The 13,935-nt window shown below is 72.7% G+C and carries 13 protein-coding genes and 2 pseudogenes; 7 read left to right on the plus strand and 8 right to left on the minus strand.

Features of this window, described 5'->3' with window-relative positions; translation table 11 throughout:
• A pseudogene (locus H5J29_RS05965) lies at positions 1-256 on the minus strand (hypothetical protein); the annotation flags it as partial.
• 104 nt (positions 257-360) lie between these two features.
• Here H5J29_RS05965 and H5J29_RS05970 point away from each other — a divergent pair.
• The 4 genes from H5J29_RS05970 to H5J29_RS05985 all read left to right on the plus strand — a co-directional run bounded on the left by H5J29_RS05970 (position 361) and on the right by H5J29_RS05985 (position 3,396).
• Complete coding sequence (locus H5J29_RS05970; protein WP_181779904.1) at positions 361-528, plus strand: hypothetical protein; 168 nt, start codon at positions 361-363, stop codon at positions 526-528.
• Entirely contained in the window at positions 525-1,862 is a 1,338-nt protein-coding gene (locus H5J29_RS05975; protein ID WP_181779905.1) for a glycosyltransferase family 2 protein, read from the plus strand. The genes H5J29_RS05970 and H5J29_RS05975 overlap by 4 nt, the downstream gene beginning before the upstream one ends.
• A 95-nt stretch (positions 1,863-1,957) precedes the next feature.
• Positions 1,958-2,965, plus strand: coding sequence for an AF_0692 family protein (locus H5J29_RS05980; protein ID WP_181779906.1), 1,008 nt, complete (start codon positions 1,958-1,960; stop codon positions 2,963-2,965).
• Positions 2,962-3,396, plus strand: coding sequence for a CBS domain-containing protein (locus H5J29_RS05985; RefSeq protein WP_181779907.1), 435 nt, complete (start codon positions 2,962-2,964; stop codon positions 3,394-3,396). Before H5J29_RS05980 ends, H5J29_RS05985 begins: the two co-directional genes overlap by 4 nt.
• A gap of 84 nt (positions 3,397-3,480) precedes the next feature.
• On the opposite strand, the gene H5J29_RS05990 is transcribed toward H5J29_RS05985, so the two are convergent.
• A complete protein-coding gene (locus tag H5J29_RS05990) occupies positions 3,481-4,098 on the minus strand; it encodes a mycothiol-dependent nitroreductase Rv2466c family protein (RefSeq protein WP_181779908.1) in 618 nt (205 codons plus the stop codon).
• Between the two features lie 147 nt (positions 4,099-4,245).
• On the opposite strand from H5J29_RS05990, the gene pepN reads away from it, so the two are divergent.
• Entirely contained in the window at positions 4,246-6,783 is a 2,538-nt protein-coding gene (gene pepN / locus H5J29_RS05995) for an aminopeptidase N (RefSeq protein ID WP_181779909.1), read from the plus strand.
• Between the two features lie 131 nt (positions 6,784-6,914).
• Positions 6,915-7,577, plus strand: coding sequence for a phosphatase PAP2 family protein (locus H5J29_RS36125; RefSeq protein WP_181779910.1), 663 nt, complete (start codon positions 6,915-6,917; stop codon positions 7,575-7,577).
• Positions 7,578-7,630: 53 nt separating this feature from the next.
• On the opposite strand, the gene H5J29_RS06005 is transcribed toward H5J29_RS36125, so the two are convergent.
• The 6 genes from H5J29_RS06005 to H5J29_RS06030 all read right to left on the minus strand — a co-directional run bounded on the left by H5J29_RS06005 (position 7,631) and on the right by H5J29_RS06030 (position 12,904).
• On the minus strand, positions 7,631-7,987 hold the full coding sequence (locus H5J29_RS06005) for a hypothetical protein (RefSeq protein WP_181779911.1): 357 nt from the start codon (positions 7,985-7,987) through the stop codon (positions 7,631-7,633).
• A 124-nt stretch (positions 7,988-8,111) separates the two neighbouring features.
• Positions 8,112-9,635, minus strand: a complete 1,524-nt coding sequence (locus H5J29_RS06010) for a sensor histidine kinase (protein WP_181779912.1) — start codon at positions 9,633-9,635, stop codon at positions 8,112-8,114.
• Between the two features lie 184 nt (positions 9,636-9,819).
• Entirely contained in the window at positions 9,820-10,473 is a 654-nt protein-coding gene (locus tag H5J29_RS06015; protein ID WP_181779913.1) for a LuxR C-terminal-related transcriptional regulator, read from the minus strand.
• A gap of 259 nt (positions 10,474-10,732) precedes the next feature.
• Entirely contained in the window at positions 10,733-11,224 is a 492-nt protein-coding gene (locus H5J29_RS06020) for a DUF5130 family protein (RefSeq protein WP_181779914.1), read from the minus strand.
• On the minus strand, positions 11,211-11,447 hold the full coding sequence (ctaJ, locus tag H5J29_RS06025) for an aa3-type cytochrome oxidase subunit CtaJ (protein WP_181779915.1): 237 nt from the start codon (positions 11,445-11,447) through the stop codon (positions 11,211-11,213). Before ctaJ ends, H5J29_RS06020 begins: the two co-directional genes overlap by 14 nt.
• A 47-nt stretch (positions 11,448-11,494) precedes the next feature.
• A complete protein-coding gene (locus H5J29_RS06030) occupies positions 11,495-12,904 on the minus strand; it encodes a DUF2252 domain-containing protein (RefSeq protein WP_181779916.1) in 1,410 nt (469 codons plus the stop codon).
• 110 nt (positions 12,905-13,014) lie between these two features.
• Here H5J29_RS06030 and H5J29_RS06035 point away from each other — a divergent pair.
• Positions 13,015-13,935: pseudogene (locus H5J29_RS06035) on the plus strand (hypothetical protein); the annotation flags it as partial.

Genomic DNA, 13,935 nt, shown 5'->3' on the forward strand with positions numbered 1-13,935 from the left:
GCTCCCCGGTCTCCCGGCGCAGCGGGATGTCCACCGCGGGCGCCAGCCCGAACGCGGCCAGCCCCTGGTGGAACATCACCGGGTGCTGGCCGGAGGCGACCAGCAGCGGGCGCATCCCACCGCGGGCCAGCGGCCCGACGAGCGGCGCGAGCTTCAGCGCCTCCGGGCGGGTACCGCCGATCAACCAGACCGTCGGCGAGCCCCCCTGCTCGCCGGTGAGTGGACGGGACCTCGTCGTGTCGACCACACCAGTCATGTCAACCTCGTCGTTCGGATGTAACGCAACGTTTCGGACAAACGACATGTTTCTCGCAATGTTCACCCACACAGGTGTGGGTACGTCATCGATCGGGGGACTCGATGTCGACTGTCCGCATACTTCCCCTCGGGGCTCCGGTGGCCGCGGGCGTGCTGGTCGGTGGCCAGCCCGGGGTCGTCGCGCTCTCCTTGGCCGGGGCCGTGGTGTCGCTGCTGGCGATCCGCTCCGCCGCCCTCCGCCTGCGCGCCGCCCGGGAGCGCGCCGAATGATCACCCTGCTGCAGACGGTCACGATCCTGCTGCTGGTCGGGTGGCCCGCCTACAACCTGGTGGTGGCCGTCGTCGGCATGGTCGGCACCCGACCGGGCAGGCGGGCGACCGGGGACGCGTCGAGCCTGCGGTTCTGGATCATGATCCCGGCGTTGAACGAGGAACGGGTGATCCACCGGACCGTCACGGCGGCGCTGGCCCTGGAGGGCCCCGGAGGGCCGCCGAGGGTGCTCGTGATCGACGACGGCTCCTCGGACGGGACCGCCGCCATCCTCGCCGCGATCGACGACCCGCGGCTGGAGGTGTTGTCCCGCAAGGAGCCCGATGCCCGTCGGGGCAAGGGCGAGGCGCTCAACGCCGGGTACCGGCGCATCGTGGAGATCGCCGAGGCCGAGGGCACCGTGCTGTCCACCGTGGTGGGGATCGTCGACGGCGACGGCCGGTGCGACGACCGGGTCCTGCACGAGGTCGGCGCGTTGCTCACCGACCGCGGCGTGGGGGCGGTGCAGTGCCGGGTCCGGATCCACAACCGGGACCGGATCCTGGGACTGCTCCAGGACCTGGAGTTCGGGTGCATCGCCAACGCGTCACAGTCGCTGCGGGACCGGCTCGGCAGCGTGGGGATGGGCGGCAACGGGCAGTTCGTGCGGCTCGGCGACCTGACCCAGCTCGGACCGTCGCCGTGGAGCGACTGCCTGGTCGAGGACCTGGAGCTGGGGATCCGGCTGCACCTCGCCGGGGTGCGGATCCGGTACACCTCGCGGGCGTCGATCAGCCAGCAGGCGGTCGTCGACCTGTCGAGGCTCGTGCGCCAGCGGGCCCGATGGGCGCAGGGGAACCTGCAGTGCGCCCGGTACCTGCCGGGGTTGTCGGCGTCGCGCCGGATCGGCACGGTCGCCCTGCTGGACTTCGTCTACTACCTCCTCGCGCCGTGGTTCACCGTGCCGCTCACGCTGTTCGTGCTGGCGGCGATGGGGTTCGCCGTGGTCGGCCTGTCCACCGGCGAGACCTTCGGCGGCCTGACGGCGGGCCGCGAGGCGGCGACCTGGGCCGTCGGGCTCTGGGCGGTCGTCCTGGTGCTCCCGGGCCTGCTGTGGGGCCTGGTGCACTGGTGGCGACTGGGGGACGAGCCGCTCCGCCGCTGCCTGGTGGCGGGCCTGGCCTTCCCCGGGTTCCTCGTGCTCGGGGTGTTCGCCACGTGGCGCGCCGTGGTCCGGCACGCCCGTGGGCGGCGGTCGTGGGCGAAGACCGAGCGGTCGGCCGAGGCCCCCGTGCTCCCGGAGATCCCCGCGCCCCGCGAGCCCGTCGAGCCGGTGCCCGCAGAACACCGGTGAGACCAGCGCCGGATCCCTCCTCTCGTCCGTTCGTCACGGCGGGGATCGGCGGTTCGGCATCGTCTCGCCGGGCCACGAGGGCAGAGCCTCGTCCCATGAGACTCCTCCCGGCCCTGGGCCTGTTCCTGCTCGCGCCGCTGGTCGCCGAGTTCCTGCTGGGGAACCTGCCGATCACGGCACTGTCGTCCCTGGTCCTGCTCGCGCCGCTCTACGGCGGCGGCGCGCTGCTGATCCGCGAGGTCGCCCGGCGCACCGGCCGCGGCTGGCCGACGATCCTGCTCCTCGGGCTCGCCTACGGGATCGTGGAGGAGGGTGTGACGACCCAGTCCCTGTTCGACCCGGACTACGCCGGACAGCGCCTGCTGGACCACGGGTTCGTGCCGGGCCTGGGGATCGGGGTGCCGTGGACGCTGTTCGTGCTCACCCTGCACACCGTGTGGAGCATCGCGACGCCGATCGCCCTGGTCGAGACGCTCGCCCGGCGGCCGGGCCCGTGGCTGCGCACCCCCGGCCTCGTCGTCACGGCGGTGCTGTTCGTGATCGGCCTGGTCGGCACGACGGTGACGACGCTGCAGACCGACCACTTCGTCGCGCCGGCGGGTCGGCTGGTCGGCGCGGTGGCGGTCGCCGTGCTCGTCGCCGCGGCCGCGTTCGTGCTGCCCGGGCGGTTCGGGGCCGCCACCCTGCGGGCGCCCCACCCGCTCGTCCTGCTGGGCGTGTCCCTCGCCGCCGGGGCGGTGTTCGAGCTGCTCCCGCTGAGCTGGTGGGGAGTGCCGGTCTGGGTCGTCCTCGCCGCGGCGGCGGTCGTGCTGCTCCCCCGCTGGGCGCGCGATCCCGAGTGGTCGCAGGCCCACGTCCTCGCCCTCGCCGCGGGCGCCACCCTCACCTACGCCTGGCACGCCTTCGGCGAGACACCGGTCCTGCCCGCCTCGCCCGCGGCGGATCTGGTCGGCAACGGGGTGTTCGCGGCGGGAGCGGTCGCGCTCCTGATCGCCGCCGCGATCCGAGTGGGTGATCCGCTGCACCGTTTCGAGACGAAATCATCAATTCAGGAGCACACTGGTCCCCAGCAGAAACGACTCCGGTGGAGGGCTGAGCGATGAAGATTGCGGACATCCTCGACACCAAGGGACGGACCGTCCACACGATCCTCCCCTGGGCGTCGGTGGCGGACGGGGTGCGGCGCCTGGAGCAGCTCGACGTGGGTGCGCTGGTGGTGTGCGACGCCGACCACCGAGTCGCCGGGATCGTCTCCGAGAGAGACCTGATCCGCGAGCTCGCGCAACGTGGCCCCGCCCTGCTCGACCTGCGGATCGACGAGGTCATGACCCGCAAGGTGGCCACCGCGTCGCTCGACGAGCCGCTGGCGAACGCGATGGCCCGGATGACCCGCGGGCGCTACCGCCACCTGCCCGTGCTGGCGGGCGGCACGCTCGTCGGGATGGTCTCGATCGGCGACCTGGTGAAGGCCCGCCTGCGGGACATGGAACTGCAGACCGGCGTGCTCCGCGACATGTTCATCGCGGCCCATTGATCGCCTGATTTGCGCGAAACGGCACTGTCGTGCGGATCCATCGCACGACGGTGCCGTTCGGGCAAAGGGATCAGCGCCGAGAGATCAATAGGAGAAATCGGGATCTTCGGTGCGGGTGCGCTTCAGCTCGAAGAAGTGCGGCCAGCCCGCCAGCAGCCGGGCACCGTCGAAGACCTTGCCCGCCTCCTCGCCGTGCGGGACCTTCGAGATGACCGGCCCGAAGAAGGCGACACCGTCGACGTGGAGGACCGGCGTCCCGACGTCCATGCCGACCGCGTCCATCCCCGCGTGGTGCTCGGCCTTCAGCTTCTCGTCCCACGAGGTGTCGGTCGCGGCCTCGGCCAGCTCGGCGGGCAGGTCCTGCTCGGCGAGCGCCTCCTTCACCACGACGTCGAAGTCCTTGTTGCCGCCGTTGTGGATCCGCTCCCCCATCGCCCCGTAGAGCGGGCGGACGACCTCGCGGCCGTGCGCCTCGGCGGCGGCCACCAGCACGCGGACCGGGCCCCAGGCCTTCCGCATCATCTCCTGGTACTGCTCCGGCAGGTCCCGGCCGTCGTTGAGGACCGCGAGGCTCATCACATGGAAGTGCAGGTCGATGTCGCGGACCTTCTCCACCTCGAGGACCCAGCGGGAGGTCAGCCACGCCCAGGGACACAGCGGATCGACCCAGATGTCGACCTTGGGGGAATCCGTGCTGCTCACAGGCACTCCGTTCGTCGGGAGATCTCGTCCTTCAGCGCTCAACCGGTGGCGCGCGCCGGGTGTTCCCGTATACCCCGACACGGTCGGCCGACCCGTGATTGGATGCGGATGAGAAGCACCGCACACCGGAAGGATCGCCCACCGCTCATGGCCCCGCCCAACCTGACCCGCACCGACGCCGAGCGCCGGGCCGCCCTGCTCGCCGTCTCGTCGTACGTGGTCGACCTCGACCTCACCGACGGCCACGGGAAACCGGGCGAGAAGACCTTCGCGACCACCACGACGGTCCGCTTCACCTGTGCCGAGCCGGGCACCGACAGCTGGATCGACTTCGTGGGCGCCGGCGTCGAGTCCGCCGTCCTGAACGGCTCCCCCCTGGACGTCTCGGGGTACGTGGAGGACGACGGGATCGCGCTGCCCGCGCTCGCCGGCGACAACGAGCTCACGGTCGTGGCGACCGGGGAGTACATGAACACCGGTGAGGGCCTGCACCGCTTCGTCGACCCGGTGGACGGCGGCGTGTACCTCTACTCCCAGTTCGAGACCGCGGACTGCAAGCGGCTCTTCGCCTGCTTCGACCAGCCGGACCTCAAGGCGCGCTACACGATCACCGTGACCGCGCCGGAGGACTGGAAGGTCGTCTCGAACGCGGTGGCGACCGTGGAGAAGGGCGTGCACCGCTTCGCCGAGACCGAGGTCATGTCGACCTACCTCGTCGCCCTCGTCGCGGGCCCGTACGCGAGCTGGCACACCGAGCACGACGGCATCCCGCTCGGCATCTACTGCCGCGCGAGCCTGGCCCCGCACATGGACCACGAGCGCATCTTCACCGAGACGCGGCAGGGCTTCGACTTCTACCACCGCAACTTCGGGATCCGGTACCCGTTCGGCAAGTACGACCAGCTCTTCGTGCCGGAGTTCAACGCGGGCGCGATGGAGAACGCCGGGGCCGTCACGTTCCTCGAGGACTACGTCTTCCGGTCCCGGGTGACCCGCAGCCTCTACGAGCGCCGCGCCGAGACGATCCTGCACGAGATGGCGCACATGTGGTTCGGCGACCTCGTGACCATGCGCTGGTGGGACGACCTGTGGCTCAACGAGTCCTTCGCCACCTGGGCCTCGGTGCTCTGCCAGGCGGAGGCCACCGAGTACACCGAGGCGTGGACGACCTTCGCCAACGTCGAGAAGTCCTGGGCCTACCGCCAGGACCAGCTGCCCTCCACGCACCCGATCGCCGCGGACATCCCGGACCTGCAGGCCGTCGAGGTCAACTTCGACGGGATCACCTACGCCAAGGGCGCCTCGGTGCTCAAGCAGCTCGTGGCCTACGTGGGGCTGGACCCCTTCATGGCGGGTCTGCGCGCCTACTTCGAGGCCCACAAGTGGGGCAACGCCACGTTCGACGACCTGTTGGGCGCCTTGGAGAAGGCCTCCGGCCGGGACCTGTCGGACTGGGGCGCGCAGTGGCTGCGCACCACCGGCCTCAACCTGCTCCGGCCCCAGTTCGAGGTCGACGAGTCGGGGCGCTTCACCAGCTTCGAGATCGTGCAGGGTGGGGCGCGCCCGGGCGCGGGCGAGGTCCGGACCCACCGCGTCGCCGTCGGGATCTACGACGAGGACGGCGACGGCAGGATCGTGCGCACCCAGCGCCTCGAGGTGGACGTCACGGGCGAGCGCACCGCGGTGGACGCCCTGGTCGGCAGCCCGCGGGGCAAGCTCGTCCTGGTCAACGACGACGACCTCACCTACTGCGCGCTGCGTCTCGACCCGTTGTCCCTCACCACCCTGATCGACCGGATCGGGGACATCGCGGAGCCGCTGGCGCGCACGCTGTGCTGGTCCGCGGCCTGGGAGATGACCCGCGAGGCCGAGCTGAAGGCCCGGGACTTCGCCACGCTCGTCTCCGGCGGGTTCGCCCACGAGACCGAGATCGGCGTGCTGCAGCGGCTGCTGCTGCAGGTGCAGACCGCCGTCGCGTCGTACGCCGACGAGAGCTGGTCCGCCGACAAGGGCTGGCCGATGCTCACCTCCGCCCTCGTCGCCGGGTTCGACGCGGCCGAGGCCGGGTCGGACACCCAGCTCGCGTTGGTGAACTCCCTGGCGGGCTCGGTGCTCCCGGACGAGGTGTTGGACCGGTTCGCGGGCTGGCTGGAGGGCACCGACGTGCCCGAGGGCCTGACCGTGGACACCGACCTGCGCTGGCGGTTGCTGCAGGCCCTGGTCGCGCACGGCCGGGCGGGTGAGGAGGCGATCGAGGCGGAGCACCGGCGTGACCCCACCTCGACCGGGCAGCGGCTGGCCGAGCGGGCCCGCGCGCTGGTGCCGACCGCCGAGGCCAAGGCCCTGGCGTGGGACCGCGCGGTGCACGACGACGAGCTGCCCAACGCCGTCAACGAGGCCGTGATCAGCGGTTTCGCCCACCCCGCCCAGCGCGGGCTGCTCGGCGCGTACGTCGAGAAGTACTTCGCGGAGGTCGCGGAGGTGTGGTCGCGGCGGACCTCGGAGCGGGCGCAGAGCGTGGTGCTCGGGCTGTTCCCGTCCTGGGCGGTGGAGAAGTCCACGGTCGACGCCGCGGACGCCTGGCTGGCCGACGAGAGCCACCCGCCCGCCCTGCGCAGGCTGGTGACCGAGGGGCGCGCCGGGATCGTCCGGGCGCTGGCGGCCCGAGAGTTCGACCGCTCCTGAGCATCAGGGAGCCACAACTGTCGTTCGAGCGGCCCCAGACGACAGTTGTGGCTCCCTAACGCGGTGTAGGCCACAGACCCGCGCCCCGGTCGGGTGATGTCCGAGCGGGGGTCCGCGGGAATGCTGGGTGTGTGACGACCGCAGGCCGACCGGCCCCACCCGTCCTGCCCCGCCACCTGCGCACGCCCGCGCTCGTCGCCGTCCTGCTGGCCACCGTCGTGTTCGTGGTGTTGGCGGCCCGGTACGCGGGGGCCAGCGGCTACGGCCGGGTCGACGGGCACGCGGAGACCCTGGTCGACGGCGCCACCTCAGCCCATCTCTGGCTGCTGCAACGGCTCTCGCTGCTCGGTTCGCCCCCGCTGGTGGTGCTGGCCGCGTTCGTGCTGTGCGGGATCTGCCTCGCGCTGGGCCGCAGGCGGCTCGCGGTGGTCGCGATCGTGGGGCCCGGTCTCACCGGGCTGGCCACGACACTGCTCAAGCCCGCGATCGGCCGGACCATGGAGTTCGGCGGGTTCGCCTACCCGAGCGGGCACACCGGCGGGGCCACGTCGATCGCCCTGGTGGTGGCACTGCTGGTGGTCGGCCTCGTCCGGCCGGGCCGCACGACCGGCATCGCCCTCGTCGTGACGATCGCCCTGGTCGCGGGCGGCACGATCGGGACGGCCCTGGTCGCGACCGGCGCCCACTACCCCACCGACACGATCGGCGGCTTCTGCGCCGCCGTCGCGATCGTGTTGGGCAGCGCCCTGGTGCTCGAACGGGCCGCGATGGCCTGGCACGCCCGCCGCACCTAATCACACGACGAGGGCCCCGCACGGGGATGCGGGGCCCTCGACGTGGTGGTGCGTCAGCGACGGAGTCCGAGCCTGTGGAGCAGGCCCTTCTTCTCCTCAGCCGTCGCCGGCCGGTAGTGGGAGCAGACCTCGGCGCCACAGGCCCCGCAGTCGTCTCCCGCCCGGTAGTGCTCGTGTGCCTCGTGCGCGTGCCCGCACTGACAGGTGCCCGGGGGCGCCTGCGCCGGGGGCGGTGGCGCGACCGGGGGTGCGGTCGGCGCGCCGGACTCGACGCCGGTCCGCTGCGTGGGCAGCGACAGGCTGGTCTCGATGTCCTCGATCGAGGGCAGACCCGTGGGAGGGGTCAGCACCGACGAGACGGACCCCTGGGTAGTGCCCTTGCGCGGACGGGGGGTGTCCGATTCACCCATGTGGGATCCCTCCTTTCTGACGACCGGCCTCGCGAGAGGCCGGATTGCGCACAGTATGTCGCGACTGACGCCCGAAAGTCATCACTGAGATCGGTGAGACGCTCAGCGGGGTGGGACGTTGCCTCTACTGCGCGATTCTGTCGGTGACCGGTCGATTCACATCGACCGCCGGAAGGGTGAGGGTCGCTGCACAGCCTCGTGGCTCCTCGACCGTACGCAGCTCCAGGGACCCTCCCTGGCCCTCGGCGAGCTCCCGGCTGATGCTCAGCCCGAGCCCGGAGCCCCCCGCCGCACCGTCCCGAACGCCGCGGCGAAGGACTGCCCGCTCATGTCCGGGAGGAAGCCCCGGACCGCGGTCCCGTACCTCGATTACCACCCTGTCCTGCTGGTGAAACGCGCGTACCGCGATCGGGGTTCCGGGCGCGTGCCGTTCACAGTTGGCCAACAGGTTCGTGACGATCTGCGCCGCCACGGCCGAGTCCCCGTGCGCGCGCAGGTCCTCCGGGACGTCGAGGACCACGGCGCCGCCCCGGGCCTGCCGCAGCGCCACCAGGCCCCCGAGCATGGGCTCCAGGAGGTAGCCCGGCTCCTCGTCGGCCCCCACGAGGAGGCCTGCCTGCTCGAGCTCCGCCGCGGGCTCCGTCGTGGACTCGAGGATGGTGTGCAGCCTGCCCAGCTCGGCCAGCACGGCCCGGCGCAGCCGCTCCTGGTCCGGCCCGTTCACCTCCGCCGACAGCAGGTGGGTGATGCCCGCGAGCCCCGCGAGCCCGTTGCGCAGCTCGTGGTTCCGCTCGGCGCCGTGGGCCGCGGCGCGTTCCATGTGGAGCGCGGCGGCGGCGAGGTCCTCCTGCTGGAGGAAGTTCTCCTCCTGCAGGTTCCGCACCCCGCGCACCACGATCTGCAGCAGCCCGACCAGGAGCACGATAAGCCCCACCAGGCGCAGCGCCGGGAACACGAGGTCCGTGGCGGGGGTGCGGGTGACGCTGGCGAGCCGGTAGAGCTGCGAGCTCGCGATGATGACGAGCCCGAGCCCGGCTCGCAGCCGCGGCCCACTCTGTCTCCGCGCGGCGTCGATCACGGCGAGCACCGCGGCGCCGACCCAGCCGACGACCACGACGACGGTGGTGACCGGTCCGGTCAGGACGTCCGTGGCCGAGCCGAGCTCCGGCAGCAGCAGGAGGGCGAGCACGGAGGCGATCCCACCGCCCAGCATGATCACCCAGCCGCCCCAGGCGCCCAGCCTGCGCGGGGCACGCAGCGCGAACACGAGGAGCACCAGGGCCGTGGCGTAGGCCAGCAGCCGGGACACCCGCTCCGCTGTGGACAGCGGGTTCGATCCGAGGCCCCAGGGCAGGACGACCACGCAGTAGAGGACGAGCGCCGCCGCCAGCCAGGCCAGCCGGTAGTCGCTCAGCAGCCGGGACCCGACGAGCGCCAGGATCGCGGCACCCGCCCCGACGCCCGCGCCCGTGATGGTGAGGACGTCGACCGTGGTCTCGCGGTTCACCCACTGCAGGATCTGCGGGGCGGACGCGAGGACGACGACCCCCGCGCAGAGCGCGGCGAGCACCCCCAGGTCCACCCAGAGCCGGGAGGTGAACCGGGCACGGCGGAGCCTGCCCACCGCACTCGTGACACCTGTGGCCATGACGCCGGAGACCCCCCTCCGCGGCCCACCGGGAGGCGGGCCGTTCATCCATCTTAGGGATGCGTGCGCACCGTCCGCAGCGGACGATGGACCTCGACCGAACGGCTGCCGGGCGTTCGCCCGACACCGGTGACCTGCGGTGGCGACCCGACCGGAGGCCGTGATCGGTTCAGCAGCGCTCGGCTCAGTTGCCCGTTGCCTGGCGGTAGAGCGCCACGGCCTCCAGCTGGGAGCCGACCTCGAGCTTGGTGAGCACGGCGCGGATCTGGGTGCGGACCGTGGCCAGCGAGACCACGAAGTGGTCGGCGACCGTCTGCGCGCGTTTGCCCCGGGCCAGCTCGGCCAGCACCTCGCGTTCCCGCTGGGTCAGCCTGCCGAGCTTCTCGGCCAGGTCCCGGCGTTCGGCGGTGCGCCTGCGCGAGACGTCGATGAACTTGCGTCTGCGGTCCTCGGACATCACCGGCCTGCCCGCGACGGCCTCCCGGACCGCGCCGAGCAGCGTGGGGAAGGGCGCGTTCTTGGGCACCCAGGCCAGGGCGCCCGCGTCGAGCGCGGAGCCGATCCGGGCCGGGTCGGCGCTGCCGGACAGGACCAGGATCTGCCAGCCGCTCTGCAGCAGCGGGCCCACCAGCTCCACGCCGTCGATCCGGTTGCCCTCGGCGTCTCGCCCGAGGTCCAGGTCCAGCAGGACGAGGCCCGGGGGTATCCGCGCGGCCTCGGCCAGGATGCCGCGCTCGGCCGCGGGCCGGATCCGTTGCGCGTCGATCCCCTCGCTCGTGAGGCTGAGGACGAGCGAGGTCGCCACGAGCTCGTGGTCGTCCACCACGACCACGGACATGGCGGGACGCCGGAGAGTGCGCTCCGGCTCCTGGGGTGGACTCGTTCCGCTCATGGACAACGACGAAGTCTTCCGACAGAGCACCGACGACCGGTCATGTAGCTGCAACGATTCGCCCCGGCGAGCGATTCGGGTCGCGCGCCGTGGGTGAATCCGTACGCATTGCCCACATGCTTACACCATATGGCTGACCGGGAATAGCCATCACGCACGATTGCCGGATGGCGAGAGTGACCGCCACCCGGTCGGGCGGCAGCGCTCAGCGGCGGTGGCCCGCCTGGTCGGCCAGCATGCGCAGCCCGCTCAGCAGACCGCCGAACAGGTCGCTCTCCTTGAAGGAGGCCACCATGCTCATCACGGCCAGCTTGGCCCCGCGGTCCGGCAGCCGGAGCTTGGCCTCGGACCCGGTGACCACCTCGACCACGCGCTGGGCGGGGCTGACCGCGGCCAGCACGGCGCTCTCGGCGTTCTCGAGCGAGGCCTGCAGCTCGGCGGCCCGGGCCTCGGGGTCCGCCCCCAGGTCGCCGAGGTAGATCGCGAAGAGCAGGCCGGTGTCCCGGCTCGCCAGCGTGAGGGCCTCGTCCAGCCGGGCGAGCTGCTCGGTGCTGAACGGGACCTTGCCGGTCGTGTCCGGCTCCGCGAAGACGACGGCCGACGAGATGCGGCCCGAGCCCGTCACGACGGTGCCGTCCGGCAGGTCGGCGGGATCGATCGTCGCGACCGATCCGTGCGAGTGCTCACCAGTGGCCACGGGCACCTCCGGTCGTCGCCGCCTGCTCGACGTGCTCGGTGGGAGCGGGCAGGTGTGCCCCCTCGGGGTTGGCGGTCCAGAGCACCGGGTCGAAGTCCCAGCCCTCACCCGACCGGTACCGCGGCTTGCGGCCCGCCTTGCGCCCCACCGTCAGCAGCAGCAGGACGCCCAGGATCGCCACGGGTGGCACCACGAACGCCAACACGGTCTCGACCACACTCACGGGCGGGAACTTACCGGACCGGGCTCCGACACGGTGTAGAAGGTCGCTCACACCCCCGGTTCGGAGGGCAGGAGCCCGCGGCGCACGGCGTCGGTCAGCTCCGCGTAGTCCCGTTCGGTCTGGTCGGCGTAGGCGCGGGCGAAGCGGCACAGGGCCGTCCGCACCCTCCCGCCGCCGCCCAGGTAGGCCCCGATCATCGACGCGCCACTGGTCCGGGCGTGGCCCTTGGCCAGCAACAGGCCACAGATCGCGGCGTAGTCGCCGAGGGTGACGGCGTCGATGCCGTCGAGCACGATGGCGCCCTTCATGTCCCGGAACTGGCGGACGTAGTACTGGTGGTCACCGACCGTCGTCCAGCCGAGCAGTGGGTCGGAGACGGTCTGCAGCGCCTGCTGGTACTCCACGACCCGCTGGCCCTGGTGGTCGTGCCAGGCGTCCTGGCCGTGCACGAACGGGGCGACCACCGACCTGCGGGCCTGTTTGAGCTGGAGGAACAGCACGTCGTCGGGCCCGGACCCCTCGCACAGCGCGAGATAGGCCCGCAGCCCGACCGACCCGACCCCCACCACCTTGTGCGCCACGTCGACCACCCGGTACCCGCCCACCACCCGTGCCCAGTGCGACGGCAGCGTGGCCAGGTAGGCGTCGAGCGCGGCCATGATCCGGTCATACCGGTCCGGCTCCGGTCGGACGATCAGCGGCGGGTCGTCCACGATCCGGCGCGACTCGCCGGTGGTGAAGCGGGGCAGGGCGCGGTCGCTGGTCCGCCTGCGCGCCTTGCGGGCGGCCTCCGCCACGGCCCGCCTGCTGCTCTTGCGAGGGGCCTGCTCGTGGAGGTCCTCGGCGTCGATCCGCTCGTAGGAGCGGCCGAGGAGCGGGGCGGTGGCGAGGCGGCGCAGGTGGCGGCGGTAGGCGTCGACGCAGTTGGCCACGGCGGCCTCGCACTGCTGCTCGGTCGCGGCGTTCACCCGTCCGGCCACGTGGATGCTCGCGGCGAGCCTGCGCAGGTCCCACTCCCAGGCGCCCGGGTGGGCCTCGTCGAAGTCGTTGAGGTCGAATACGAGCTCGCGCTCGGGTGAGGCGTAGAAGCCGAAGTTGCCGAGGTGGGCGTCCCCGCAGATCACGGGCTGGATGCCGGTGGCGGGCAGCGTCGAGAAGTCCGCGGCGTGGAGGTGGGCGGCGCCGCGCAGGAAGGCGTAGGGGTTCGCGGCCATGCGCCCGATGCGGATGGGGACCAGCCGCTCGACGCGCCCCTCGTTCGTCAGGACCACCGAGTCGACGGCGCCGATCCGCCGGTTCGCGGGCGACCACGCCGCCAAGGCCTCGCGGGGGACCTGCTCGCGCAGCTCCCGGCCCAGCGCCTGCCGGGCCTCGCGGGGCAGCGCGGGAGCCGACAGCAGGGCGAAGCCGTCCCGGGCGCGCGGGTCGAGGGACGCGAGGACGGTGTGCGGGCGCATGGTGGAGTGATACCCTGTCGGAGGTGCCTGTGGGCGATCGGTCGCGCCCGGTGATCGACCCGTCACCCCCTCGGGTTGTTCCGCGGGGCCACGCCCACGACGATGTACCGATGCAGATCCGGCGTTCGGCGCTCGCCCTCGTCGCGGCGGCGGCCCTGACCGGACTGACCGCGTGTGGCGTCTCCGCGGACACCGCACAGTGCGACCTGGCCGCGACGGCGATCGACGCGGGTGATCTCGCCACCGCCGCCGAGCTCTACGCCCGCGCCCAGCGGACCGGCGAGGGCGCCTGCGCGGACTCAGGTCTGGACGCCGTCGGCAACCGGTACGCCTCGGCCTTCCGCGAGGCGGCCCGCGGGACCGCGATGGAGATCGTCGCGGACGAGGCGGGCGCGGAGGCGGCCTACCGGTCCGCACTGGCCCTGGACCAGGGCAACCAGGCCGCGATGAACGGCCTCGCCCGTCTCGGCACCCCGGTCGAGCAGCGGATCACGTCGCTGGACCTGCCCCCCGTGGTCGTCGCACCGTCCCCGTGGTGGACGAACTGGTGGGTCCCGCTGCTCACGGCCCTGGTCGCGGTCGGCGCGCTGGCCCTGGCCCTCGTCCGGCGCCCCGCCCTGGCCGGGCTGCCGTTCGGGAAGGGGCGGACGAGGCGCGACGACGGCTGGGGGCGCTCGGCGAGGCGGGTCGAGCCGGACGACGGGTCGGGCGGGCCCCGGGACCCGGAGGCTCGGTACGGGGAGGCTCGGGATGGGGAGCCTCGGTCCGCCGAGGCCCGCTCCGCCGAGGCCCGCTCCGCCGAGGCCCGCTCGGCTGGGTCTCCATCGGCTGGGTCCGCGTCGGGTCAGGCTCAGTCGGGTCAGGCTCAGTCGGCTGACTCCTCGTCGGCGGAGGCTCGCGCCCCCGAGCCTCGGACCCCGGAGCCCCGGGCTCCGGAACCGGAGGCGTCCGATGCCCCGGCGCGGTCCACGCCTCGCCCCGACGATGCGCCCCCGCGGTGGGAGCGTCCCGTGACCAGCGAGGATGCGCGC

Source organism: Pseudonocardia pini, assembly GCF_013870575.1.
In the GTDB taxonomy this organism is placed as follows: domain Bacteria; phylum Actinomycetota; class Actinomycetes; order Mycobacteriales; family Pseudonocardiaceae; genus Pseudonocardia; species Pseudonocardia pini.

Excerpts from the sequence above, each read along its gene's own strand:
- H5J29_RS05970 (WP_181779904.1), top strand. The coding sequence starts at position 361 with ATGTCGACTGTCCGCATACTTCCCCTCGGGGCTCCGGTGGCCGCGGGC.
- H5J29_RS05975 (WP_181779905.1), top strand. The coding sequence starts at position 525 with ATGATCACCCTGCTGCAGACGGTCACGATCCTGCTGCTGGTCGGGTGG.
- H5J29_RS05980 (WP_181779906.1), top strand. The coding sequence starts at position 1,958 with ATGAGACTCCTCCCGGCCCTGGGCCTGTTCCTGCTCGCGCCGCTGGTC.
- H5J29_RS05985 (WP_181779907.1), top strand. The coding sequence starts at position 2,962 with ATGAAGATTGCGGACATCCTCGACACCAAGGGACGGACCGTCCACACG.
- pepN (WP_181779909.1), top strand. The coding sequence starts at position 4,246 with ATGGCCCCGCCCAACCTGACCCGCACCGACGCCGAGCGCCGGGCCGCC.
- H5J29_RS06005 (WP_181779911.1), bottom strand. The coding sequence starts at position 7,987 with ATGGGTGAATCGGACACCCCCCGTCCGCGCAAGGGCACTACCCAGGGG.
- H5J29_RS06010 (WP_181779912.1), bottom strand. The coding sequence starts at position 9,635 with ATGGCCACAGGTGTCACGAGTGCGGTGGGCAGGCTCCGCCGTGCCCGG.
- H5J29_RS06015 (WP_181779913.1), bottom strand. The coding sequence starts at position 10,473 with ATGTCCGTGGTCGTGGTGGACGACCACGAGCTCGTGGCGACCTCGCTC.
- H5J29_RS06030 (WP_181779916.1), bottom strand. The coding sequence starts at position 12,904 with ATGCGCCCGCACACCGTCCTCGCGTCCCTCGACCCGCGCGCCCGGGAC.